General features: G+C 33.6%; 20 protein-coding genes and 1 pseudogene. 16 read left to right on the plus strand and 5 right to left on the minus strand.

Annotated elements, in window-relative coordinates; all coding sequences use genetic code 11:
* Positions 1-4 precede the first annotated feature (4 nt).
* From lepB (M4L39_RS07225) to M4L39_RS07255, 7 genes are all read left to right on the plus strand, one after another.
* Positions 5-523, plus strand: coding sequence for a signal peptidase I (lepB, locus tag M4L39_RS07225; protein WP_277581434.1), 519 nt, complete (start codon positions 5-7; stop codon positions 521-523).
* 18 nt (positions 524-541) lie between these two features.
* Positions 542-1,117, plus strand: coding sequence for a signal peptidase I (lepB, locus tag M4L39_RS07230; protein ID WP_277581435.1), 576 nt, complete (start codon positions 542-544; stop codon positions 1,115-1,117).
* A gap of 297 nt (positions 1,118-1,414) precedes the next feature.
* Positions 1,415-4,882: a helicase-exonuclease AddAB subunit AddB gene (gene addB, locus M4L39_RS07235; protein WP_277581436.1), complete on the plus strand. Its 3,468-nt coding sequence runs from the start codon at positions 1,415-1,417 to the stop codon at positions 4,880-4,882.
* The gene (gene addA, locus M4L39_RS07240) at positions 4,876-8,535 is read left to right on the plus strand and encodes a helicase-exonuclease AddAB subunit AddA (RefSeq protein WP_277581499.1); all 3,660 of its coding nucleotides are present in this window, start codon (positions 4,876-4,878) and stop codon (positions 8,533-8,535) included. Before addB ends, addA begins: the two co-directional genes overlap by 7 nt.
* A 24-nt stretch (positions 8,536-8,559) precedes the next feature.
* Positions 8,560-9,699, plus strand: a complete 1,140-nt coding sequence (locus M4L39_RS07245) for a DUF418 domain-containing protein (RefSeq protein WP_277581437.1) — start codon at positions 8,560-8,562, stop codon at positions 9,697-9,699.
* Between the two features lie 113 nt (positions 9,700-9,812).
* Positions 9,813-10,718 (plus strand): fumarylacetoacetate hydrolase family protein, encoded by a 906-nt coding sequence (locus M4L39_RS07250; RefSeq protein WP_277581438.1) that lies wholly within the window; start codon positions 9,813-9,815, stop codon positions 10,716-10,718.
* 240 nt (positions 10,719-10,958) lie between these two features.
* Positions 10,959-11,348 carry a YisL family protein gene (locus M4L39_RS07255; RefSeq protein WP_277581439.1) on the plus strand — a complete coding sequence of 130 codons (390 nt, stop codon included), beginning with the start codon at positions 10,959-10,961 and terminating at the stop codon, positions 11,346-11,348.
* Between the two features lie 224 nt (positions 11,349-11,572).
* Here the strand turns inward: M4L39_RS07255 and M4L39_RS07260 are convergent, their stop codons facing one another.
* Positions 11,573-12,895: a CoA-disulfide reductase gene (locus M4L39_RS07260; protein ID WP_277581440.1), complete on the minus strand. Its 1,323-nt coding sequence runs from the start codon at positions 12,893-12,895 to the stop codon at positions 11,573-11,575.
* A gap of 32 nt (positions 12,896-12,927) precedes the next feature.
* Positions 12,928-13,770: a Cof-type HAD-IIB family hydrolase gene (locus M4L39_RS07265; protein WP_277581441.1), complete on the minus strand. Its 843-nt coding sequence runs from the start codon at positions 13,768-13,770 to the stop codon at positions 12,928-12,930.
* Between the two features lie 113 nt (positions 13,771-13,883).
* Here M4L39_RS07265 and M4L39_RS07270 point away from each other — a divergent pair, with 113 nt between their 5' ends.
* The 3 genes and pseudogenes from M4L39_RS07270 (at position 13,884) to M4L39_RS14595 (ending at position 14,969) form a co-directional block, all read left to right on the plus strand.
* Complete coding sequence (locus M4L39_RS07270) at positions 13,884-14,192, plus strand: metal-sulfur cluster assembly factor (protein ID WP_057512710.1); 309 nt, start codon at positions 13,884-13,886, stop codon at positions 14,190-14,192.
* Positions 14,193-14,294: 102 nt separating this feature from the next.
* Positions 14,295-14,833, plus strand: a pseudogene (locus M4L39_RS07275) (acyltransferase family protein); the annotation flags it as partial.
* 4 nt (positions 14,834-14,837) lie between these two features.
* Entirely contained in the window at positions 14,838-14,969 is a 132-nt protein-coding gene (locus M4L39_RS14595) for a hypothetical protein (RefSeq protein ID WP_431197651.1), read from the plus strand.
* A gap of 26 nt (positions 14,970-14,995) precedes the next feature.
* On the opposite strand, the gene M4L39_RS07280 is transcribed toward M4L39_RS14595, so the two are convergent.
* Positions 14,996-15,415: a nuclear transport factor 2 family protein gene (locus tag M4L39_RS07280; protein WP_277581442.1), complete on the minus strand. Its 420-nt coding sequence runs from the start codon at positions 15,413-15,415 to the stop codon at positions 14,996-14,998.
* Positions 15,416-15,703: 288 nt separating this feature from the next.
* Here M4L39_RS07280 and clpB point away from each other — a divergent pair, with 288 nt between their 5' ends.
* Positions 15,704-18,313, plus strand: a complete 2,610-nt coding sequence (clpB, locus tag M4L39_RS07285) for an ATP-dependent chaperone ClpB (RefSeq protein WP_277581443.1) — start codon at positions 15,704-15,706, stop codon at positions 18,311-18,313.
* A gap of 349 nt (positions 18,314-18,662) precedes the next feature.
* Here the strand turns inward: clpB and M4L39_RS07290 are convergent, their stop codons facing one another.
* Positions 18,663-18,857, minus strand: coding sequence for a DUF2929 family protein (locus M4L39_RS07290; RefSeq protein ID WP_277581444.1), 195 nt, complete (start codon positions 18,855-18,857; stop codon positions 18,663-18,665).
* 233 nt (positions 18,858-19,090) lie between these two features.
* On the opposite strand from M4L39_RS07290, the gene M4L39_RS07295 reads away from it, so the two are divergent.
* The 3 genes from M4L39_RS07295 to M4L39_RS07305 all read left to right on the plus strand — a co-directional run bounded on the left by M4L39_RS07295 (position 19,091) and on the right by M4L39_RS07305 (position 22,774).
* Positions 19,091-20,032 carry a beta-ketoacyl-ACP synthase III gene (locus M4L39_RS07295; protein WP_277581445.1) on the plus strand — a complete coding sequence of 314 codons (942 nt, stop codon included), beginning with the start codon at positions 19,091-19,093 and terminating at the stop codon, positions 20,030-20,032.
* An 11-nt stretch (positions 20,033-20,043) separates the two neighbouring features.
* Positions 20,044-21,288, plus strand: a complete 1,245-nt coding sequence (fabF, locus tag M4L39_RS07300; protein WP_277581446.1) for a beta-ketoacyl-ACP synthase II — start codon at positions 20,044-20,046, stop codon at positions 21,286-21,288.
* Between the two features lie 253 nt (positions 21,289-21,541).
* Entirely contained in the window at positions 21,542-22,774 is a 1,233-nt protein-coding gene (locus M4L39_RS07305) for an MFS transporter (protein WP_277581447.1), read from the plus strand.
* Between the two features lie 56 nt (positions 22,775-22,830).
* On the opposite strand, the gene M4L39_RS07310 is transcribed toward M4L39_RS07305, so the two are convergent.
* The gene (locus M4L39_RS07310; RefSeq protein ID WP_277581448.1) at positions 22,831-23,205 is read right to left on the minus strand and encodes a DUF3899 domain-containing protein; all 375 of its coding nucleotides are present in this window, start codon (positions 23,203-23,205) and stop codon (positions 22,831-22,833) included.
* Positions 23,206-23,449: 244 nt separating this feature from the next.
* On the opposite strand from M4L39_RS07310, the gene opp3b reads away from it, so the two are divergent.
* Complete coding sequence (gene opp3b / locus M4L39_RS07315; RefSeq protein ID WP_057512701.1) at positions 23,450-24,376, plus strand: oligopeptide ABC transporter permease; 927 nt, start codon at positions 23,450-23,452, stop codon at positions 24,374-24,376.
* Positions 24,376-25,443, plus strand: a complete 1,068-nt coding sequence (gene opp3C / locus M4L39_RS07320) for an oligopeptide ABC transporter permease (RefSeq protein WP_431197630.1) — start codon at positions 24,376-24,378, stop codon at positions 25,441-25,443. Before opp3b ends, opp3C begins: the two co-directional genes overlap by 1 nt.
* Positions 25,444-25,461 lie beyond the last annotated feature (18 nt).

Consider the following 25,461-nt stretch of genomic DNA (forward strand, 5'->3'; position numbering starts at 1 on the left):
CAGCGTGCGATTCATATTAAAACATTTGATTTCCATAATATTTGCGATTATTATTGTACTATTGATACAAGCGTTTGTAATTACAGGCGCCGTCATTAAAGATGATTGGATGGCGCCAAACCTTAAACAAGATGATCGAATTATCGTAAATAAGATTAAAACTACATTTAACTTATTAGATAATAATGATATTATAATGTATCGTGAAGGCGATGAAATACAATTCAGTAGAATTATTGGCAAACCTGGGCAATCTATTGCGTATAAGAACGAGACGTTATATAGAGATGACAGAGCAGTTGATGAGCCCTATGCGAGTAATAGTATAAATGATTTATCACTTAGAAATATTAAGCAATCTGAAGGAGATATCATTCCGCCAAATGCTTATTTTGTACTCAATGATAATCGTGAAAATAAACAAGATTCTAGAATGACTGGATTTATACAGAAAGAAGACATTATTGGAAATGTGAGTTTAAGATATTTTCCATTTGAAAAATTCACAGTGAACTTTAATTAAATAGACGAGGTGTAAAAATTGAAAAAAGAGATATTGGAATGGATTGTGTCGATTGTCGTTGCAGTAGCGTTAGTACTACTAATTGTAAACTTTGTGGCAAAACCGTATACAGTTAAAGGTGATTCTATGGACCCTACGCTAAAAGACGGTGAACGTGTCATGGTCAATTTGTTTGGATATAAATTCGGCGATATAAAAAATGGTAATGTCATTGTCTTTCATGCAAACAAAGAAAGTGATTATGTTAAACGTGTTATCGGAACTTCAGGCGATAACGTTGAATACAAAAAAGACAAATTGTTTGTAAATGGTAAAGAAGTAGAAGAACCATATTTAGATTCAAATAAAAAAAATAAACAATATGAATACATTACAGGCAGCTTTGAAACAAAAGATTTAAACCAAGTAGATGGAAAAAATAAAATTCCTGAAGACAAACTACTTGTGCTTGGTGATAATCGTGAAGTAAGTAAAGATAGCCGTTCGTTTGGCTTAATAGACGAAGATCAAGTAGTTGGTAAAGTATCATTTAGTTTCTGGCCACTTAACGAAATGAAATTTGGTTTTGATCCTGATACAGATCAAGATAAATAATAAGTCAGTTTAAGACATAGTTATCTATCATAAAAATAAAAGTGCTAATCTGTTGATTTAATGGATTAGCACTTTTTCCATATTAAAATCTATAAAATTAAATACGTTTCATTAAACTGAGTAGTGGTAATTTAAATCAGAGACCATTACAGAATTTATAAATACATACGAAGATTAATCTAGTTTTTATAAATAAGCGATTCACATACTTAAAAGAGTTGAAGCGGTCAGTTTAAAGATTCACAAAGTAAGACCTTTTCTATGTTAAAATGTGAGTCAAAGGAGTGGAAGTTTGCCATGGAATTAAATGCTTATATCGGAAGAGCAGGAACAGGGAAGTCACATGAAATCATTGAAGAAATTAAAAGTAAAATGAAACAAGATCCACTAGGTGATCCCATTGTATTAATTGCTCCTACACAAAATACTTTTCAACTCGAACAAGCATTTGTAAACGACCCTGAGCTAAGTGGTAGTCTTAGAACAGAAGTGCTACACTTTGAACGTTTGAGTTACCGTGTATTTCAAGAAGTCGGTGGCTTGATGGAACAACAGTTATCAAAAGCAGGTACAGAGATGATGATTTATGACATCATCCAACAGCATCAAACAGAGTTGAAGCTTTATCGCTCTCAAGTTAAATACTATGGTTTTAGTGCAAAGCTTTATGAACAAATACAAGATTTTAAAAAATATGCAGTTTCTCCAGAACAATTAGAGGAATATATAGCTACAAATCAGTTACAGACACGCACGAAACATAAACTACAAGACATCGCGCTCATTTATAAGCATTTAGAAGATAGAATAAATGGTGAATATGTATCAACTGAAGATTGTCTTCAGCGCTTTATAACGATGATGGATCAATCTGAGTGGTTGAAGCGAGCCGAAATTTATATCGACGGTTTTCATAACTTTTCGACTTTAGAATATCAAATTATTCGTAGCTTAGTAAGCTATGCGAAAAAGGTTACGGTGGTATTAACTACAGACGGAGATAAAGATACGTTTAGTTTATTTAGAAAACCATCTGAATCTTTAACGCATATTGAAGATATCGCGAATGACTTAAATATTAAGGTCAACACCAAACACTTTAATGACACCAAACGGTTTAACAATAGTGATTTAAAACATTTAGAGCATAACTTTAATGCACTACAATTTGAGCCGATTCCGGTACAAAGCAATATTGAAATTCTAGAAGCATCTGTGATGCGAGAAGAAATTAATGAAGTAGCTCGTCGCATTTTGAGAGAAAATCGCGAACAAGGTCGACGTTTTCAAGATATCGCAATTTTATATAGAGATGAATCTTATGCTTATTTAATGGAATCAATCTTGCCGCAATATGATATTCCATACAATATAGATATTAAAGAATCTATGACGCATCACCCAGTTATGGAAATGTTGCGCTCACTCATTGAAGTCATTCAAACGAATTGGAATTTTGATCCACTCATGCGTCTATTTAAAACCAATATACTATCTAAAAAGTTTAAGGATAGTCATTACCTTATTGATATTTTAGAAAACTTTGTACTTGAACGTGGTATTTATGGCAAACGTTGGATTGATGAAAAGTACTTCCATGTTGAACAATTTAGAAAAATGGGGTTAAAACGCCAACCATTAACTGATGAAGAACGTGAAACGTTTGAACGTGTAATTCAAATGAAAACAGATGTGATTGATAAAGTGATGATGTTTGAAACGAAAATGAATACTGCTACAACTGCAATTGAATTTGCGACAGCCTTTTATGAAGCAATAGAATCATTTGATTTACCGAGCCAATTGATGACAGATAGAGACACATTAGATGTTGAGGGCGAACATAAAAAAGCAGAAGAGATTGACCAGATATGGAATGGTTTTATTCAAACATTGGATGATTTAGTTACTGTTTTTGGTGAGCAGCCTATGACTCAAACGCGCTTTTTGGAATTGTTTGATGTTGGGTTAGAGCAATTAGAATTTGTGATGATACCACAAACGATTGATCAAGTGAGTATAGGGACGATGGATTTAGCTAAAGTTGATAACAAACAACATGTCTATCTTGTTGGTGTAAATGATGGAGTCATGCCACAAACCATTTCATCATCGAGCTTGATTACAGACGATGAAAAGAAATATTTCCAAGAACAGTCAGCGATAGAATTGAGTCCTACTGCAGATATTTTACAAATGGATGAAGCCTTTGTATGCTACATTGCTATGACTAGAAGTCGTGCAGCTGTGACATTTTCTTATTCTTTAATGGGAACAAGCGGAGACGAAAAAGAACCGAGCCCATTTTTAAATCAAATTCAGCAGTTGTATACAAATTTAGACATTCAAAATATTCATCACCAACATCAAGCGAACCCATTGTCATTGATGGAACATCCACATCAAACTAAAATTGCATTATTCGAATCGTTAAAAGCATGGTTAGATGATGAGATTGTTGCTGATACATGGTTAGACACATATCAAGTGATGAGAGATAATGATAATTTAAACGATGGTTTAAATTATTTATTATCGGCATTAACGTATGATAATGAAACAGTACAATTAAGTGAATCATTGTCTACAGATTTATACGGAAAGACGATTAATGCAAGTGTATCCAGATTTGAAGGGTATCAAGCTTGTCCCTTTAAACATTTCGCATCACATGGTTTACGACTCAATGAACGTACAAAATATAAACTTGAAAACTTTGATTTAGGCGATATTTTCCACCAAGTTTTAAAATTTATTTCAGAAAAAGTGAATGGTGATTTTAAAAACTTAAATACGAAGCAAATTCATAAATTAACATTAGAAGCTTTATCTGAAATATTGCCTGAAGTTCAATTTAACTTGTTGAATTCAACAGCTTATTATCGTTATTTATCACAACGTATTGGTGCTATTGTAGAGACGACATTGACTGCGCTCAAATATCAAGGCAGTCATACGAAATTCACACCACAACGTTTCGAAGCAGGATTTAGAAGAAAATCACGTGATAATAGTGAATTGTTAGCTGAGCCATTGAAGACAACACAAGGTGTTCCAATCAACATTCGTGGACAAATTGACCGTATCGATACATATCAGCACGGTGATCAAAGTTTTGTGAATATTATTGATTATAAGTCTTCAAAATATAGTGGGACGCTAGATTTAACCAAAGTCTATTATGGTATGCAAATGCAGATGATGACGTACATGGATATTGTGCTACAAAATAAATCACGTCTTGGTTTAACAGAGATGACTAAGCCAGGAGGACTTTTATATTTTCATGTTCATGAACCGCGTATTAAATTGGCGTGGAACCAATTAAATGAAGATAAACGAGATACAGAATTTATTAATTCATTTAAATTAAGTGGCTTATTAAATAGTGATGAATCTGTATTAGACGCTTTTGATACAAGATTAGAACCAAGTTATAATTCTGATATTGTACCACTAGGATTGAAAAAAGACGGAGGAATTAAAAGTAACAGTAAAGTTGCTGATGAAGATACAATTTATAAATTAATAAAGCATAATAAAAAGAACTTTATTGAAACTGCCTCCAGTATTATGGATGGTCATACAGAAGTTGCACCGATGAAATATAATCAAACATTGCCTTGTGAATTTTGTAATTATAAATCAGTATGTCATGTAGATGGTGCTATTGATAGCAAACGTTATCGTACTGTAGACGAGTCAATTAATCCGTTAGAAGCCGTGCAAAATGTGGAGTTAGAAAGCGAGGAAGATGAATCATGAATCAAATACCAGCAAAACCAGCTGATACAAGATGGACTGACAACCAATGGAGAAGTATTTATGCCAAAGGCCAAGATATACTTGTAGCTGCGGCTGCAGGATCAGGAAAAACAGCTGTTTTAGTTGAGCGTATTATTCAGCGTATTATCAAAGATGAAATAGATGTTGATAAATTACTTGTAGTGACATTTACAAACGCAAGTGCACGTGAAATGAAACATCGTGTAGATCAACGTATTCAAGAAGCATCTATGGTATCACCTGATAATGCACATTTGAAAAATCAACGTATTAAAATTCATCAAGCACAAATTTCTACACTCCATAGTTTTTGTCTGAAATTAATACAACATCACTACGATGTTTTAGATATTGATCCAAATTTTAGAACAAGCAGTGAAGCGGAAAATATTTTACTGCTAGAACAGACAATTGATGAAGTATTGGAAAGTCATTATGATGTGTTAGATCCAAGTTTCGTAGATTTGACTGAACAGTTATCATCTGATCGAAACGATGATCAATTACGTAATACGATTAAACAAATATTTTATTTTAGTGTGGCAAATCCAGACCCTTTAACGTGGCTGCAAAATTTAGCAGACCCTTATTACGATACGGAGCAACAAGATGATTTATTACAATTGCTGAATGATTTAGCAATGATTTTTATGAATTCAGCTTTAGAAGCATTGAATAAAAGTTATGATTTATTCATGATGTTAGAAGAAGTAGACAAACAAGTAGCAGTATTAGATAAGGAACGACGCTTTTTAAATCAAGCGATGGAAGGCGGTCAATTAAATACACAAGTCATTGCTGAACACCAATTTGAAGCGCGCTTCCCAGCTAAAAATAAGAAGATTAAAGAAGCGAATGAGATGATGATTGAAGCGTATGATGATGGTAAAAAACACTATGATCAATATAAAGCATTGGTCTCCAAAGTTCAGGAAGATTATTATTCGCGAGAAGCAGAAGATTTGAAGCATGATATGCAGCGCTTAGCTCCGAGAGTATCATATCTAACGCAAGTAACAGCAGATGTCATAAAACAATTTAATTCGAAAAAAAGAAGTAGAAATCTCTTGGATTTTTCTGATTATGAACATTTTGCGTTGCGCGTATTAATGAATGATGACGGTACGCCTTCAGAAATTGCAGATATGTATCGCCAACAATTTGCAGAAATTCTTGTTGACGAATATCAAGACACAAACAGAGTTCAAGAGAAAATATTATCATGTATTAAACGAGGTAATGAGTCAGATGGTAACTTATTCATGGTGGGCGACGTGAAACAGTCTATCTATAAATTTAGACAAGCAGATCCAAGTTTATTTATAGGAAAATATAATCGTTTTTCTTTAGATGGCTTAGAAAATGGTATGAGAATTGATTTATCACAAAACTTCCGTTCAAGAGAAGAAGTACTGACGACGACTAATTATTTATTCAAACATATGATGGACAAAGCAGTAGGGGAAATTGTATATGATGATGCTGCACAACTGTATTATGGCGCCCCTTATGATGATAAGTCTCATGATGTTCAGATGAATATGTTGGTAGAAGATGCTGAGTCAGATTTAAACGGCGCAGAACAAGAAGCTGAGTATATCGTACAGCAAGTTGAAAAAATAATGGATAAACATGAGATATATGATATAAAATTAGAGCAATATCGTAAACCCAGCTATAAAGATATCGTGATACTTGAACGTTCATATGGTCAGGCACGCAAGATTCAGCAAGCTTTTAAAGATCACAATATACCGTTCCATGTGAATAGTAAAGAAGGGTATTTTGAACAAGTAGAAATACGATTGATATTATCATTTTTAAGAACGGTTGATAATCCATTACAAGATATCTATTTAGTAGGATTAATGCGTTCTGTGATTTATCAATTTACTGAAGATGAGTTATCAAATATTCGTGTGTTTAGTCCCAATGATGATTATTTTTATCAATCGATTAAAAATTATATGGCAAATGATGTTGCTAATAAAAAATTAGTGGAAAAATTAGATACGTTTCTAAAAGATATAGAAATGTATCAACATTATAGCCAAAGCCATCCAGTTTATCAGTTGATTGATAAGTTTTATAACGATCATTACGTGATTCAATATTTTAGTGGTATTGTTGGAGGAAAAGGGCGTCGTGCCAATTTATATGGATTATTTAATAAAGCAGTAGAGTTTGAAAATTCCAGTTTCCGTGGTTTATATCAATTTATCCGTTTTATAGATGAATTAATAGAACGTGGCAAAGATTTTGGAGAAGAAAACATTATCGGTCCTAATGATGATGTAGTTAGAATGATGACGATTCATAGTAGTAAAGGGCTAGAATTTCCATTTGTAATATATTCAGGGTTATCTCGCAAGTTCAGAAGAGATGATTTACATAGACCAGTGATTTTAAATCAAACTTACGGTTTAGGAATGACTTACTACGATGTGGAAAGTAACTTATCATACCCTTCGCTATCATCTGTTACGTACAAAGCCATTGCAGAAAAAGAAATGGTTTCTGAAGAAATGAGGCTCATATATGTTGCGCTCACACGTGCAAAAGAACAATTATTTTTAATTGGGCGTGTTAAAGATGAGAAGGAATTAACTCAGTTTGAACAAGTTTCTGTGTCGGATACTCATTTGCCTGTAAGTTATCGCCTAACAGCGCAAAGACCGATAGATATGATTTATCCAATATTGTCAAAATATCAGTCGTCTTCTTTACCGATTGAATTGCGTTTTGAACGCTCAATTGGTGACATCGACGCAACGATGAAACCTTATGTTCAACTAAATACTGACTTTTATCAAGATATTGCATCAGAAGCGGTAGTTGAAGAAAGCGAACGTCGCACTTTAGAAGATATTGAGACAATGAATACAAATGATGAAGCAATTAAATCCCAAATTCACCAACAGCTGAGTTATACGTATCCGTATCAAGATGCAATCAATAAACCTTCGAAGCAGTCCGTATCTGAATTGAAACGTCAGTTAGACACAGAACAAGCAGATACAAATTATGATAGAGTAAGACAATATCGTATAGGCACATCGTCTTACGAAAGACCTGGCTTTTTAAGTCATAGTTCTAAAAGGAAAGCAAATGAAGTTGGTACACTGATGCATACAGTGATGCAACATTTACCATTTAAACACGATGGGCTACCGCAAAGTGAATTACATGCACATATTGATTATATGATTGAAAAACATATCATACCGGAAGATGCGAAAGACGATATTCGCTATGAAGATATCTACACTTTTATTGATAGTGAACTATACGCAACTATCGCATCTAGTGATGAAATATATCGTGAATTACCATTTGTTGTGAATCAATCCAATGTGGATCATTTAAAAACAGATGACGAAGATGCTTCAATCATTCAAGGTATGATTGACCTTATCTTTTTAAAAAACGACCAATATTATTTTGTAGATTATAAGACAGACGCATTTAATAGACGTCGGAACATGTCAGATGAAGAAATTGGCGCTCAATTAAGAGAACGTTATAAGATACAGATGGAATATTACCGCACCACACTAGAAACAATATTAAAAACAGAAGTTAAAGGATATTTATATTTCTTTAAATTTGGTCAACTTTCAATCGATACTTAAATTTCCAAAAAGAGGTGCTATATTGTGTCACCGCAACGCAGATTATTTGAATTAGATGCTTTACGTGGTTTTAGTTTGTTTGGCATTATATTAATGAATATTTTAGTTTTTAGTTTTCCTTATGAGGAAACTTACCTGCCTGGAGTATTGCATGGTGCTAATGAAGGGCTATTCCGCATTGTTACACTTTTCGTTATCAGTTCATTTTATCCAATATTTACAATTTTATTTGGATATGGATTAGGTATTATGTATGAAAATAGTAAGCGTAGAGGTATGTCTTATTATCCTTTTATTTACCGAAGATTAGTAGTTTTACTTATTTTTGGTGTACTACATGGTTATTTTTTATTTAATGGAGATATTTTATTTGGTTATGGTTTCACTGGTATGATCGCGGTGTTATTCATCAAATTGCAGCCTAAGACTTTAATTAAATCAGCTGCTGTCTTATTTATAATGAAAATTGTCATATTGGTTATACCAATTTCTTTAGCGTACTGGAATAAAGGTCGCCATGAAGCAAGTAATTATTCAGGTAAATCACTAGCACAATTGGTTGATATCAAACAAAACGGTCATTACTTTGAATTCTTACAAGTTAATGGATTAGAAAGTAAGTATAGTGTTATAGATATTGTAACAAGAGCTGCATATCTTGATCTTTTACCTTACATACTTATAGGTATTGCTGCACAAAAATTAAGTTTAATAACTAAGATACAAAATAACCCACGTAGCGCTATGACTTGGGGGAGTACTTTATTTATTATCGGTTATTTTATTAAACTGCCATTTGCCTTAGACTATGCAAACAATACGTTTTCAGTCATAAGTTCAATGGTTGGCGGTCCGATTCTAGCAATGGGGTACATCTTGATCTTTGTTCGCTTATGTCAATTTGCTAAAACTGCGAAAGTACTAGCTATTTTTAAATATCCTGGAAAACTGAGTTTATCAGTTTATATATCACAAAGTATTATTTTTACATTCATTTATAATGACATAGGACTAAGTTTATACAACAAGTTACCACTCTATCAATCCTATATTATTGTAGTGGTTGTCTACAGCTTGCAACTTTTAGCTTGCTACTATTATTTGAAATACTTTAAGTATGGACCCATCGAATGGCTATGGCGGAAAATTACTTACTTAAAATGAGACACATTAGAGACAAAACAATAGAATTTTGAAAATTCTAGTTATTTATTTGTTATTTAGTAGTAAATATAGTTATAATATGTAATAAGATATAGATGAGGAGCTGATATTGAATGAAATTCCTATCATTCAGACATGAAGGACAGACATCATATGGTGTGAAAGTAAAACGTGAAGAAGCTGCGTGGGACTTACAAAAAGTTTTCGCAGATTTTTCTGAGGGCACGTTCCATCCTAAAACGTTATTAGACGGCCTTCAACAAAACCAAGTCGTAGATTTTCAAGAAGAAGTTCGTAAAGCAGTTGTTGCTGCAGAAGATAGTGGTAAAGGCGAAGATTATAAAGTACAATTTGCTGACATTGAATTTCTACCACCAGTAACACCAACTAATAACGTCATTGCCTTTGGACGTAATTATCAAGATCATGCTAACGAATTAAATCACGAAGTTCAACGCTTGTACGTATTTACTAAAGCCGCTTCGTCATTAACTGGAGATAATACTACAATTCCTAATCATAAAGATATTACAGATCAATTAGATTATGAAGGTGAATTAGGTATTGTTATTGGTAAATCTGGTGAAAAAATACCAAAAGCTTTAGCATTAGATTACATTTATGGTTATACAATTATTAATGATGTTACAGACCGTAAAGCTCAAGATGCACAAGATCAAGCATTCTTATCTAAAAGTTTAACTGGCGGATGCCCAGTTGGACCATACATCGTAACTAAAGATGAATTACCTACACCTGAAGACGTGAATATCGTTACAAAAGTGAACAATGATATTCGTCAAGATGGTAATACAAGTGCAATGATTCTTAAAATAGATGAATTAATTGAAGAAATTTCTAAATACGTTGCTTTACATCCAGGTGATATTATTGCGACTGGAACACCTGCTGGCGTAGGCGCAGGAATGAATCCTCCGCAATTTTTACAACCAGGTGATGAAGTTAAAGTTACGATCGATAACATTGGTACATTGACTAATTTTATCGCAGAAAAATAAAGGATTGATATATTAACCGGGCTGACATATATTGCCCGGTTTTATTATGCAAAAAATAGGATTAACATTGCAATAATGGGCATATTCAAATAAAATAAGTAGTGCAGAATTTCTTTTTTGAAAAATATACTTATTTTGAGTATGATTAAGAAAGATACCTTTTATTTTGTTAATTAAAAGGTGCAACATACTTCTGTTTTACATATTATTGAAGTAAAAATTGTGTGGGGGTTATATTTTATGTTACACATGCATATTGCAAGTTGGGTGTTATTAATAATCTTGTTCTTTGCTGCTTATTTTAATTTTTCAGAAAAACAAGGTGCATCACCTTACTTTAAACCAATCCATATGCTCTTAAGAGTGTTTATGGTATTAGTTTTAATTTCGGGCTTTTGGACTTGGATTCAAGCATTTTCATCTGGTAACGCTGGTGGGCATATGTTACTTACTTTGAAAATGGTTGGCGGCGTAGCAGCAGTTGCACTTATGGAAGTGTCACTTGCGAAACGGAAAAAAGGGCAACCAAGTCATAGTTTATTATGGACAACGATTATTGTTATTTTAATTACTATGCTTTTAGGTGTTATCTTGCCATGGGGACCAATTACTCAACTATTTGGTTTATAAATAGAAACTTAAAATATAAATCAAGTTCAATTAAAAAGGGATCTTCCAATTTTGGAAGATCCCTTTTAATTTGTCGACAAAGACGTTGTTGGCTTTGTTATAGGATGTCGTGCACATTTTCCATGGACACAACATAAGTTCATTAACGTTACCTTGGACAGGGCTTAGTCTGTACCTTGCTAGCTGATGCTTTAAGATAAGAGCATATGCCTAAATCACTATCTCTATTTATTACGCGCTTTGTAACCAATCATGTTTATAATATCTTTAGGTCTACTATAAGGCGGGGCATAAGCAACTTCAAATTCTGTTAATTCGTCTATTGTTAATTTGTGCATCATTGCCATAGAGAGTACATCTATACGTTTGTCTGCACCTTTCTTTCCAACAGCAGCAGCACGTAGTATACGTCGATTCGTTTTGTCAAAATGAATGCGTAAATGTAATTTTGTATTACCTGGGTAATAACCCGCGTGTTCGCCTTGTTTGGCTTCAACAGTTTCGTAGTCGAAGTTTGAAAGTTCTTGTGGAGATACGCCGACACTGGCAAACGTATAATCGAAAAATTTTACAATATTTGAACCCAAATAACCTTTAAAGTGTATAGATGGGTCGCCGGCTAATTGTTCTGCGATGATACTTGCACCACGATGTGCGCCCCAAGCTAGCGGGATGTGTGCATTTAAATCTACATGACGATAATGTGAAGTGATAATATCACCTAAAGCATAGATGTTAGGTATGTTAGTTTGAAACTGGACGTTCACTGGGACAAAGCCCTTATCATCCAGAGTGACATTGGATGACTCAATAAATGCTGAATTTGGTTTGGCTCCGACACCTTCTATAATAAGGTCGTAACTTTCAACTTTACCCGACTCAAAGTGTACTTCATTACCAATGACTTTAGACACTTGTTCATTTAAACGGTAATCGATATGTCTTTTCTCTATTTCATCGATAATGGGTTGGTTCATGTCTGCGTCCATCAATTTATTGAGATGTGCTGAACGATGGATTAACGTGGGCGAAATACCTCTTTCATATAAATTATCTAGAATTTCTAAACCAATATAGCCAGCACCGATTACGAGTGCTCTTTTAACTTGGTTTGCTTCTATAAAAGTTTCAATTGCATCTGTATCTTCCATATTCCTTAAAGTGAATGTAATATCGCTATTTAAGTTCAACGAGTTAGCACTACAACCAGGGCTTAGAATTAATGTGTCATATCGTTCTTCAAAGGTTTTATCTTGGGTGTGATCGTAAACAATTATCGTTTGTGAAGTATCATTGATTGAGGTCACTTCATGATAAGGTTTTACTACAATCTGTTTAGCATCGTAAAATGATTCTGGTGTTGCTTCTAGTATTTGATCTCTAGATTCTACGACATTTCCTAAATAGTAGGGTAATGCACAGTTCGCGAAACTCATATCACGATCTTTCTCGAAGACAACGATTTCACTTTCTTGATCTAATCTTCTTATTTGGCTAGCGACAGTCGCACCACCAGCAACAGCACCAACGACTATGATCTTATTCATAATAAATTGCCTCCTAGTGAGTGATTTTCATATTAAATATAAGATTTTACAGTTACTTCATACGGAATGTTTAATTGGAAGTAATCATTTAAGTAACGACCAATACCATCATTATTATTTGAATGTGTGATTTCATTCGCTACATGTTTTAACTCATCCAAGCCATTTTCCATTGCGATACCATGTTTTGCGTATTTAATCATTTCTAAATCATTATCTTCATCGCCGAATGCGATAATATGATTTCTATCAATGTCTAAGTGCGTTTTAACATAATCAATACCTCGTGCTTTGCTAATACTTTGCTTTACAATTTCTATAACTGGGAAAGGCGAGCCCCATCTACGGTGTTCAATATTTTCTGCATAGAACCGTGTAAGCATTTGCTTAACCCTTGGTATCATAAATTCTTCTGCTTCTACTAAAATTGAAGTCGGTGCTTCATTTAAAGATGTAAGTAAATCTCCTGTTTCAATTTTTGGCGTACCCATAGAAAAGCCGTCAAATAATTTTTGATCATAGCTATTAAGAAATACATAATCTTTCACTTCTGCAATAATATTAGTAACGCCAAAATCATTTAAAGATTGAATAATATTTCGAGCTAAATCAAAATCTAATCTTTCATGCACTGTTTCAAATTGATCATCTTTTGGATGATGTACAAATGCCCCATTAAAATTAACAACAGGCGTGTTCATATTAAGTTCATGATAATAAATTTGACTTGCTCTGTAAGGTCGACCAGTAGCAATCATTAATTTGTGACCTTGATTTTGTAAAGCTGTTAATACTTCTTTGGTATATGGTGTGATCACTTTTTCATCGTTCAAAAGTGTACCGTCTAAATCTAGACAAATTAAATAAGGTTTCATGTAAATCTCCTTAATCTTTGATAATTGATGTATGAATATCATAGCATTTTATTGGCGTTTTGTAAGATATTTGATATATTGTTAATAAGATTAATTACGAAGAGGTGAAATATATGGAGGAAGATTTGAAAGATAGCATCTTAGGTGCTTTAGAAATGGTAATTGACCCTGAGTTAGGTATTGATATTGTGAACTTAGGCTTAATATATAATGTGAATGTTGATGATGAAGGCTTATGCACAGTAGATATGACACTAACTTCTATGGGTTGTCCAATGGGACCGCAGATTATGAATCAAGTGAAAGAAGTATTAGCTGAAGTTCCGGAAGTTAAGGAAACAGAGATCAATATCGTTTGGAGTCCGCCATGGGGCAAAGATAAGATGTCTCGTTACGCTAAAATTGCATTAGGTGTAAGTTAAGATTTAATTTTTAGAGTGAAAACTAGTCTAGTAAGTACGTTTTTAAATGTACTTTACTTAGGCTAGTTTTTTTATACAAAAATTCCAAGCAATTTAAAACATTTAATTTTCTTAGCAACTTCATTCATATCTTTACTGACGATAGTTATTATTTCAGCACCACATTCAGCACATTCTCGAGTGTATTTTGGGACGGATACCAAACTTCAGGCGATGTTGCTAGGGGTAATCCTTGCATTTGTTTGGCCGCCTTTTAAATTGAAAAAAGGTCTTAACATCATTTTGCATAACATGATTGCTTTAATAGGCTTATTGTTAGTATTTTTTTAAGTGAGTGATGATAGTAGTTGGATATATAATGGAGGATTTTATTTAATATCTACATTAACTTTATTTATAATAATCAGCGTGGTACATCCATCTGGTTATTTCGCAAAACTTATCGGTAACCGTTTGTTTGTCTATATTGGAAAACGCTCGTACAGTTTATATTTATGGCATTTTTCAATAATCAGTTTATTACACGCTTATTATGTAGACGGTCAAATACCTGTTTATATTTATAGTATAGATTTAATTTTAACTGCTATTTTCGCAGAATTATCTTATCATTATATTGTGAGACACCATTTAGAAAAAAATGTAGTGCTTATTGATTGGTACAAATGTTCTGAAGGTCATTCTGAATACTTTGCACCAGATGGTATTCATCTTGAAAAAGCAGGTGTAGAGGCTATAACTAATGAAATATTAAAACATAGACTACCCCAAAAATGATGCATAATTAATTGAATAATTTATCTTTAATATTTTTTATCTTCTTCATGAATAGGGTAGTCATTTGCGCTCATGTCGCGTCTTGTCATGAGTCCATTGGCATTAAATTCCCAATGTTCATTACCATGTGTACGCATCCACTGATTTGTACTTGCATCGCGCCATTCATATTCAAATCTAACAGATATACGATTGTCTGTATAACACCAAAGTGATTTCATTAATTTATAATCTAGTTCTCTATCCCATTTTCTATAAAGAAATGCTTTAATTTGCTCACGACCTTCGAAAAACTCACTACGGTTTCTCCAAACTGAGTCTTCTGTGTATGCTAAGCACACTTTTTCTGGATTTCTAGTATTCCATGCAGCTTCTGCTATTTTTACTTTTTGCAAGGCGGTCTCTGCATTGAAAGGTGGGACAGGTGCTTTGATTTCTTCAGTCATTTTCGAACACGTCCTTTATTGTAAAGTTACAAGTAGTCTAGCAGAGTGTGTTTTTTTATCAAGTTTTTACAATGCTATTTAAAAGTATAAAAACAGTGTTTAAGCAAAGTGGAAAATGGGCAAAACACTGATATACATTGACTTAGAATTGAATAAAATAAATTTAGAAATGTAGACTAATTTGTTGATTATTTAATTGAAAAAGACTATAATTAACTTAAGGTCAAAGAAAGTCAAAGTCAAACTTGATTTGTTTTGATCAAACTCTTAATGGAGAGGTGAATCATTTTGGATATTAATCAAATGACCTATGCAGTCCAAGGCGCTTTACAAAAAGCAGTTGAATTGGCAAAAACAAACGAGCACCAAAATATAGAAATTGAAGCTGTACTTAAATCAGCACTTGAAGAAAATGAAAGCCTATTTAAAAGTGTTCTAGAAAGAGCGAATATTGATACAGAACAACTTGTTAAAACATACAATGAAAAATTAAAAAGTTACCCATCGGTTCAAGGAGATAACGTTCAATATGGACAATATATTAGTCCTAAAGCAAATGAACTTATAAATAAAGCTGAATCTTATATGAATTCCTATGAAGATGAATATATATCTATGGAACATCTTATACTTTCAGCCATGGAAATTGACGATACGACACAACAGTTTGTCGGTAATAAAAAAGAAGTTATTGAAGAAATTATTAAAAAAATAAGAGGGGGCAATCACGTGACGTCACAAAACCCAGAATCAAATTATGAAGCGTTAGAAAAATATGGTCGCGATTTAGTCGAAGAAGTCCGTAAAGGTAATATGGACCCAGTTATTGGTCGTGACGAAGAAATTAGAAATACAGTCAGAATTTTAAGTAGAAAAACAAAAAATAATCCAGTGTTGATTGGTGAACCTGGCGTTGGTAAAACAGCCATCGTTGAAGGGCTCGCCCAACGTATTGTGCGTAAAGATGTGCCGGATTCTTTACTGGATAAAACAATTTTCGAATTAGATTTAAGTGCACTCGTAGCAGGGGCTAAATATCGTGGTGAATTTGAAGAACGTTTGAAAGCAGTACTTAAAGAAGTGAAGGATTCAGACGGCAGAATTTTATTATTTATTGATGAAATTCATATGCTCGTAGGTGCTGGTAAAACTGAAGGCGCTATGGATGCAGGGAATATGTTGAAACCAATGCTTGCACGTGGTGAATTACATTGTATTGGTGCAACAACGTTAAATGAATACAGAGAATATATTGAAAAAGATTCTGCTTTAGAACGTCGTTTCCAAAAAGTGAATGTATCTGAACCTGATGTAGAAGACACTATTTCAATTTTACGTGGACTAAAAGAGCGTTACGAAGTGTATCATGGGGTCCGTATACAAGATAAAGCAATCGTAGCTGCTGCAGAATTATCAGATCGCTATATCACAGATCGTTTCTTACCTGATAAAGCGATTGATTTAGTGGATCAAGCTTGTGCAACGATCCGTACTGAAATGGGATCTAATCCTACCGAATTAGATCAAGTCAATAGACGCGTGATGCAATTAGAAATTGAGGAAAGTGCCTTAAAAAATGAATCTGACAATTTAAGTAAACAGCGTTTACAAGAATTACAACAAGAATTATCTAATGAAAAAGAAAAACAAAATGCGATACAATCTCGTGTTGAAGAAGAAAAAGGTAAAATAGCAAAACTACAAGAAAAACGCACAGAATTAGATGAAAGTAGAAAAGCATTAGAAGATGCCGAAAATAATTATGATTTAGAAAAAGCAGCGGAATTACAACATGGTAAAATTCCTGAATTAGAAAAAGAATTACGTGAACTCGAAGACGCATTTCAAAACGAACAAAATGGTGACAATGATCGCATTATTCGTGAAATTGTAACAGATGAAGAAATTGGCGATATTGTTAGTTCTTGGACAGGTATACCAGTATCTAAACTTGTTGAAACCGAAAGAGAAAAATTATTAAATCTATCCGACATTTTACATGAACGTGTAGTAGGACAAGATAAAGCAGTAGATTTAGTGGCAGATGCTGTTGTAAGAGCGCGTGCGGGTATTAAAGATCCAAATAGACCCATTGGTAGCTTCTTATTCTTAGGTCCAACAGGCGTCGGTAAAACAGAGCTAGCTAAATCATTGGCGTCAACGTTATTTGATTCTGAAAAACATATGATTCGTATTGATATGAGTGAATATATGGAAAAACACTCAGTTTCACGCTTAATCGGTGCACCTCCAGGTTATGTAGGTCATGATGAAGGTGGACAATTGACCGAAGCTGTTCGACGTAACCCATATTCAGTGATTTTGTTAGACGAAATTGAAAAGGCCCACTCAGATGTATTTAATGTGCTTTTACAAATATTAGAAGAGGGTCGTTTAACGGATTCTAAAGGTCGAGAAGTTGATTTTAAAAATACAATTATTATTATGACAAGTAATATAGGTTCTCAAGTACTATTAGAAAACGTTAAGGATGCAGGTGTCATCACAGATGTAACTGAAAAAGCTGTGATGAATAGCTTAAACCAATATTTCAAACCAGAAATTATCAACCGTATGGATGATATTGTGCTCTTTAAACCATTAACAATTAGCGATATGAGTTTAATAGTAGATAAAATATTGGCGCAATTAAATATCAGACTTATGTCACAGCGACTCTCAATTGATGTGTCTGATAAAGCAAAAGCATGGTTAGGAGCAGAAGCGTATGAACCACAATTTGGTGCTCGACCATTGAAACGCTTTGTTCAAAGACAAATTGAAACACCACTAGCTCGTAAAATGATTAAAGAAAACTTAACAGAAGGTACAAAAGTAAACATAGATTTATCTGATGATGGTTTGACGTTCGAAGAAATTAAACCAGACACGGAATAAGCTAAACTTTAATAAAAAGATTCTGTGGCTTAAATTCTAGAAAAACTGAGAACGCAATGAATTTATATTCATTGCGTTCTCTTTTTATATATCAAAACTTAGTATTATGATTGCTCGCTTTCTACAGATACGTTTTGAGCCCGTAGTCTCAAAATACATGCTTTTTCTCTAAGAGTCTCGCAAACAATCCACGTTATTTGAAAAAGTTGATATACGAAACGTAAATATAATTTTTATAGATATTTCATATCGATTCATTTTATCTATTGATTTATTTAGAACAAAAAAGCTACCAACAAAGCCGGAGACTTTGTTGGTAGCTTGAAACGAGTCTGATTATAGACTTGTTCTAATGTTGCTTCGTTGTATCATCATTATTGACTTTAATGACCATATCAAACAATACAATAATAATCGTGAATATTATTGCGCCTATGATAGGCGTGATGAGGTTAAGTTCGCCGCCACCTACTAAACTATTAAGCACAAAGTTAATCATTTGCAATAAGACAATAGACCAAAATAAAGTTGCGAGGTATTTCATTATGTAATGCCTCCAATATAATATATATATTTTCATTATAAATAAGAAAGTACTGTTTGTATAGTATCAAAGTAAGATTCTTAGTTTTACATTGTTATAATATAAGTTTTAAATTATAATTAATCTGTAAAACATCTTATATGTTAGGTGTTGTTCTTGTATTTGAAATGTGTATTATGTTAAATTAATACCTGGTATTAAAATTAAAAATAAGATTGAGAAGGTGTACAACCATGGACGTGGGTATTAAAGGTTTTGGTGCATACGCACCTAAAAATGTCGTAGACAATACCTATTTTGAATCATTTTTAGAAACTTCAGATGAATGGATTTCACAAATGACTGGTATTAAAGAGAGAAGATGGGCTGATGAGGATGAAGAAACTTCAGATTTAGCTTATCAAGCAAGTTTAAAAGCGATAGAAGATGCTCATATCGAAGCAACAGATATCGATATGATTATAGTTGCAACATCAACAGGAGAATTTCCGTTTCCTACAGTTGCCAACCTGTTACAAGAGAAATTAGGTGTTGGTACAGTTGCCTCGATGGATCAACTTGCTGCATGTAGTGGCTTTATGTATGCCATGATTAATGCTAAGCAATTTGTTCAGTCAGGGGACTATAAAAACATACTTGTTGTCGGTGTAGATAAATTATCTAAAATTACAGATTTTACTGACAGATCAACTGCAATATTATTTGGTGATGGTGCTGGCGCAGTTGTAATCGGAGAAGTATCTAAAGGCCGTGGTATTTTAAGTTATGAACTCGGTTCTGATGGTTCTGGTGCTAAACATTTATATTTAAATCCAGAAAATGGAAAAATATTTATGAATGGTCGTGAAGTATTTAAATTTGCAGTGAGAATTATGGGTGAAGCCTCTAACAATGCCATAGCTAAAGCAAATTTAAAACCAGAAGACGTAGATATGTTCGTACCACACCAAGCAAATATCAGAATTATGGAATCTGCAAGAGAACGCTTAGGCATTCCAAAAGAAAAAATGAGTGTCTCTGTAGATAAATTTGGTAATACATCTGCAGCTTCGATTCCTTTAAGTATTGCTCAAGAATTAGAAAATGGTAAGATAAAAGACGATGACGTCTTAGTATTAGTAGGATTTGGCGGCGGTCTTACATGGGGCGCAGTAACACTAAAATGGGGAAAATAGGAGGATAAAATATGAGCAAAGAACAACGTGTTGTAATAACAGGAATTGGCGCATTATCACCTCTTGGCAACGATGCTAAATCAACATGGAATAATGCTTTAAACGGGGTAAGTGGTATCGATACAATTACACGAGTAGATACAACAGATTATAATGTTCATTTAGCTGGAGAGCTAAAGGATTTTAATATAGAAGATCATATACCTAAAAAAGAAGCGCGTCGCATGGACCGTTTTACACAATACGCAGTTGTGGCAGCTAGAGAAGCGGTTAACGATGCTAAATTAGAAATTAATGATAATACAGCTAATAGAATTGGTGTATGGATTGGTTCAGGTATTGGTGGAATGGAAACTTTTGAAATTTCGCATAGCACATTAATGAACCGCGGTCCAAAACGAGTAAGTCCATTTTTTGTACCAATGCTTATACCGGACATGGCAGCAGGACAAGTATCAATTGATTTAGGTGCTAAAGGGCCTAATGGTGCTACAGTGACTGCATGTGCGACAGGTACGAATTCGATTGGCGATGCTTTTAAAATCATTCAACGTGGAGATGCAGACGCAATGATTTCAGGTGGAGCAGAAGCACCTATTACGCATATGGCTATCGCAGGATTCAGTGCGAGTCGTGCTTTATCTACAAATGATGATAAAGAAACAGCTTGTCGACCATTCCAAGAAGGTCGCGATGGATTTGTCATGGGTGAAGGCGCTGGTATTGTTGTACTTGAATCTCTAGAGTATGCTCAGGCACGAGGCGCAGAAATCTATGCTGAAGTAGTAGGTTATGGCTCAACAGGTGATGCGCACCATATCACTGCACCTGCCCCTGAAGGCGCAGGTGGCTCACGTGCTATGCAAGCTGCTTTAGATGATGCAGAAATAAAAGCTCAGGATGTACAATATCTTAACGCACACGGTACGAGCACTCCTTTAGGTGACTTAACAGAAATACAAGCAATTAAAAACACTTTTGGAGAAGCTGCTAGCTCATTAAAAGTGAGCTCAACAAAATCAATGACAGGTCATTTACTTGGTGCTACAGGTGGGTTAGAGGCGATATTCTCTGCACTTTCAATTAGAGATAGCCGCATCGCGCCAACAATCCATGCAAATTCCCCTGATCCAGAATGTGATCTTGATATTGTACCAAATAAAGCAGAAGACTTAGAGATTAATTATGCAATGAGTAGTAGTTTAGGATTTGGTGGACACAATGCCGTACTCGTATTGAAAAAAATCAATGACTAAATCTATAAACTTCATTTAATTTTAAAAGATTTAAAAATATATACAATATAAAAAAACAGCTAAAATTTTAAATTTTGGCTGTTTTTTTTATATTGGAATTTTCTTTAGTGCTAACAAACTTTGTATATTTGTAGTTATAATACATTTTTACCATTATTAACTTCATAATAAGGAAGGAAAATTTTAAAAATGTATATGTACAACATACAATTCATGTATAATAGGAATAATTTAAAAGTCTGGAGGGATAAAATTGAAGAAATTTATGACGTTATCGACGACTTTAAAAACAAGGTTAATAGCTGATTTCATCTTGACCATTGCGAGCCAAGCGATTTTACCTTTTATGGCTTTATATTTAACGAGCAAAACAAATGCGGTGTTTGCCGGTGCATTTTTAATAATAAATATCGTAGTTAGTTTTTTTGTGTCTTTTCTAGGTGGATACTTAGGGGATAATTATAATAGGAAGAAAGTCGTTAATTATATACACTTTTTATACGCAGTGTGCTTAATTATTTTAAGTATTACTGTAACCATGGATGGTGTTGGTTTAATTATTTTTTGTGCTACAGTGTTTATTTTTGAAACCTTATTTGCAGCGAGTCAGCCTATTTTCGAAGCGGCTATCATGGATGCGATATATGAAGACGTAAGAGAATATGTATATCAACTCAATTATTGGATGTTTAATATTAGTACTGCAATAGGAATGATGTTAGGTGCAGTACTATATTTAGGACACAAGCATTTGTTATTTATTATGTTTTTCTTTGCTATGTTAGTGAGTTGGTATTTATTTGAAAAATATTATGATGTAGAACAAGTTTATAATAAAAAAGAAGCATTGACATCTCGCTTTAAACATTTTATAACGAGCTATCATGTTGTACTTAAAGATAAGTATTATATGATTTTTAATTTAGGGATGATGCTGGTTTTTATGGCAGAACTGAGTTTAAATTCATATGTTGTAGTTAGATTGAAGGATGAGTTTGAACCCTTTCATTTTTTAGGCTTTTACATAGATGGTGTAAGGATGTTTACCGTTATTATGATTATTAATACAATCGTGGTGGGCACGTTAACATTTACGGTGAATAGACTTATAGCACAGACTTCTAAAAAAGCTGTCTTTATTATTGGTATAGTGTTATATACTATAGGTTATAGCGTATTGACGTCAGCCAGTGCATTTTGGATATTGTGTTTATTTGCAATCATAGCCACATTAGGAGAATTGATTTATTCACCAATTCAAAATGCGCAACGATTTTTAATGATTCCTGACGACAAACGTAGTACGTATTCTACATTTGGCATGGTCTCTTATTATGGAGCCAATGTATTATCTAGGTTCGGATTAATTTTGGGGGCATTTCTACTGCCGTGGATGATGTCAATCTATGTTGCTGTAGTTGTATTAATCGGGTTTGTCCTACTTTACTATGCATTGTTCTTTAACCCGAATATAGAAACAAAATAAGAAAAAGACTGCATTAGAGTATTGTTGAGAAATAAACAATACTCTAATGCAGTCTTTTATATTGCAAAAGAAATAACGATAGAGAGAAATAAATAAAATAAATTACATACAAATGCAACCTTAACCCATGGTGTAACAAAGTAATTTTCTTTTTTTGCTTGTGTGGGTTTGAAAAACTCATCATTTTCGAGTGTATCTTTATGTTTTTTGTTAGTAAGTTGGTATTTCAATCTTCTAAAACCATAGCTGGTAGGATCTAAAATGCCTTCTTGAACAACGATAATGATGAAAAAGAAGATAGCCAACGAAATGGAAATATAGAAAAAAGTATTGATGTAAAGAACCAAAGTATGTGAAGCAAATAGCCAAACTAGCAAAGAAAGTAAAGGTGTAAAAAGTGTCCACATTAGTAAACTTGATATGTGCTTCATATTAATTCCTCCAATTATACAATAAATTTATTGTAACTTAATATATCTAAAAAATGAATAAAAACTTCTATAAATTCAATTATATCAACACTTGTATAAGATTATAAAATAAATTGTTAATAAATTCTTTAATAATGTAAAGCGAAACAATATTGCTTTACGCGTAAAGTAAAAGTATAATGTTAATAAATATTCTGAATATTTCAAAGGGAATGTTAATTCTGAATTTAAAGGGGGATAAAATATGCTTAAGTATGTTTTAAAGCGTTTGGGATATATGATTTTATCATTATTCATAATCATTACGATTACATTTTTCTTAATGAAGCTTATGCCAGGTTCACCATTTAATGATGAAAAATTAAATGAAGAGCAAAAGCAAATTTTAAATGAAAAGTATGGTTTGAATGAACCTGTACCTGTACAGTATGCAAGTTATTTAAAGAACGTGGTTACAGGGGATTTTGGTAACTCATTCCAATATGATAACCAACCTGTGTGGGACTTAATAAAACCAAGATTATTACCATCGCTTGAAATGGGACTGACAGCTATGGTTATTGGTGTCATATTAGGATTGATTTTGGGGGTCATAGCAGCAGTACGGCAAAACAGTTGGGTCGACTATACAGCCACCGTCATTTCGGTTATTGCAGTATCAGTACCATCGTTTGTTTTAGCAGTATTGCTACAATACGTATTTGCAGTTAGATTACAGTGGTTACCAGTTGCAGGTTGGGAAGGAATATCGACCGCGATACTGCCATCATTAGCACTATCGGCAGCAGTATTAGCAACGGTGGCAAGATACATAAGAGCAGAGATGATAGAGGTTTTAAGTTCGGATTATATCTTGTTAGCACGTGCAAAAGGTAATTCAACAATGAGAGTACTATTTGGACATGCATTACGAAATGCATTGATACCGGTTATTACGATTATTGTACCGATGTTAGCAAGTATCTTAACTGGTACTTTGACAATTGAAAATATTTTCGGTGTGCCAGGGTTAGGGGATCAATTTGTGAGATCGATCACTACGAATGACTTCCCAGTTATTATGGCAACGACAATTTTATTCAGTACATTGTTTATTGTCTCCATATTTATTGTAGATATTTTATACGGTTTAATTGATCCGCGTATTCGTGTACAAGGGGGTAAAAAATAATGGCTGATAAAAGAGATGAAAAATTAACAGATGATCATTCAAATGCAGTTATGACACATACTTCAGAAGGTATACCGGCATCTGATTTTATTAGAAGCAAGAATGATATTGATAAAGAACCGGAAATGCAAAGAGAAAGTAAAAACTTTTGGCAAGATGCATGGACGCAATTGAAACGAAATAAATTGGCCGTAGTTGGGATGATTGGCCTAATCCTCATCGTACTTCTAGCATTGATTGGACCTTTAATAAGTTCACATGATTATGCAGAACAAGATGTAGATAGACGTAACTTACCAGCTAAAATACCTGTACTAGATAAGATACCATTCTTACCATTTGATGGTGAAGGCGCAAAAGGTGTCGACGCTTATAAAGAAGCAGGCGTTACAGAAAACTTTTGGTTTGGTACAGATCAATTAGGTAGAGATTTATGGTCAAGAACTTGGCAAGGCGCGCAAGTATCATTATTCATTGGTGTGGTAGCAGCTTTGCTCGATATATTTATAGGTGTTGTGTATGGTGCGATATCTGGATTCTTTGGAGGACGGATAGATAACGTCATGCAGCGTATTATAGAAGTTGTTGCTTCGATACCTACATTAATTGTAGTTATTTTATTCGTATTAATTTTTGAGCCATCTATTTGGACCATCATTTTAGCCATGGCACTTACGGGTTGGATTGGCATGAGTCGTGTGGTACGTGGTGAATTCTTAAAATTAAAAACACAAGAATTTGTTTTAGCATCTACAACATTAGGGGCATCCAAACTGAAATTAATATTCAAACATATTTTACCTAATACACTTGGGGTTATCGTAGTAACTTCTATGTTTACAGTGCCTAATGCCATATTCTTCGAAGCGTTCTTAAGTTTCATTGGTATTGGTGTACCGGCGCCTAGAACGTCATTAGGTTCGTTAGTTAATGAAGGAAGAGCAATGCTGTTAATTCATCCACATGAACTATTTATACCAGCAGTAGTATTAAGTTTATTAATTTTATTCTTCTACTTATTTAGTGATGGATTACGCGATGCATTTGATCCTAAAATGCGCAGATAATAAAAGGGGGCAACATTT

It is taken from the genome of Staphylococcus equorum (assembly GCF_029531845.1).
GTDB lineage: Bacteria > Bacillota > Bacilli > Staphylococcales > Staphylococcaceae > Staphylococcus > Staphylococcus equorum_C.

Coding starts and splice junctions, on each gene's coding strand:
- M4L39_RS07260 (WP_277581440.1), bottom strand. CDS start 12,895: ATGAATAAGATCATAGTCGTTGGTGCTGTTGCTGGTGGTGCGACTGTC.
- M4L39_RS07270 (WP_057512710.1), top strand. CDS start 13,884: ATGGAGGAAGATTTGAAAGATAGCATCTTAGGTGCTTTAGAAATGGTA.
- M4L39_RS07310 (WP_277581448.1), bottom strand. CDS start 23,205: ATGAAGCACATATCAAGTTTACTAATGTGGACACTTTTTACACCTTTA.
- M4L39_RS07265 (WP_277581441.1), bottom strand. CDS start 13,770: ATGAAACCTTATTTAATTTGTCTAGATTTAGACGGTACACTTTTGAAC.
- M4L39_RS07295 (WP_277581445.1), top strand. CDS start 19,091: ATGGACGTGGGTATTAAAGGTTTTGGTGCATACGCACCTAAAAATGTC.
- M4L39_RS07280 (WP_277581442.1), bottom strand. CDS start 15,415: ATGACTGAAGAAATCAAAGCACCTGTCCCACCTTTCAATGCAGAGACC.
- opp3b (WP_057512701.1), top strand. CDS start 23,450: ATGCTTAAGTATGTTTTAAAGCGTTTGGGATATATGATTTTATCATTA.
- fabF (WP_277581446.1), top strand. CDS start 20,044: ATGAGCAAAGAACAACGTGTTGTAATAACAGGAATTGGCGCATTATCA.
- M4L39_RS07290 (WP_277581444.1), bottom strand. CDS start 18,857: ATGAAATACCTCGCAACTTTATTTTGGTCTATTGTCTTATTGCAAATG.
- opp3C (WP_431197630.1), top strand. CDS start 24,376: ATGGCTGATAAAAGAGATGAAAAATTAACAGATGATCATTCAAATGCA.
- addB (WP_277581436.1), top strand. CDS start 1,415: ATGGAATTAAATGCTTATATCGGAAGAGCAGGAACAGGGAAGTCACAT.
- M4L39_RS07250 (WP_277581438.1), top strand. CDS start 9,813: ATGAAATTCCTATCATTCAGACATGAAGGACAGACATCATATGGTGTG.
- M4L39_RS07255 (WP_277581439.1), top strand. CDS start 10,959: ATGTTACACATGCATATTGCAAGTTGGGTGTTATTAATAATCTTGTTC.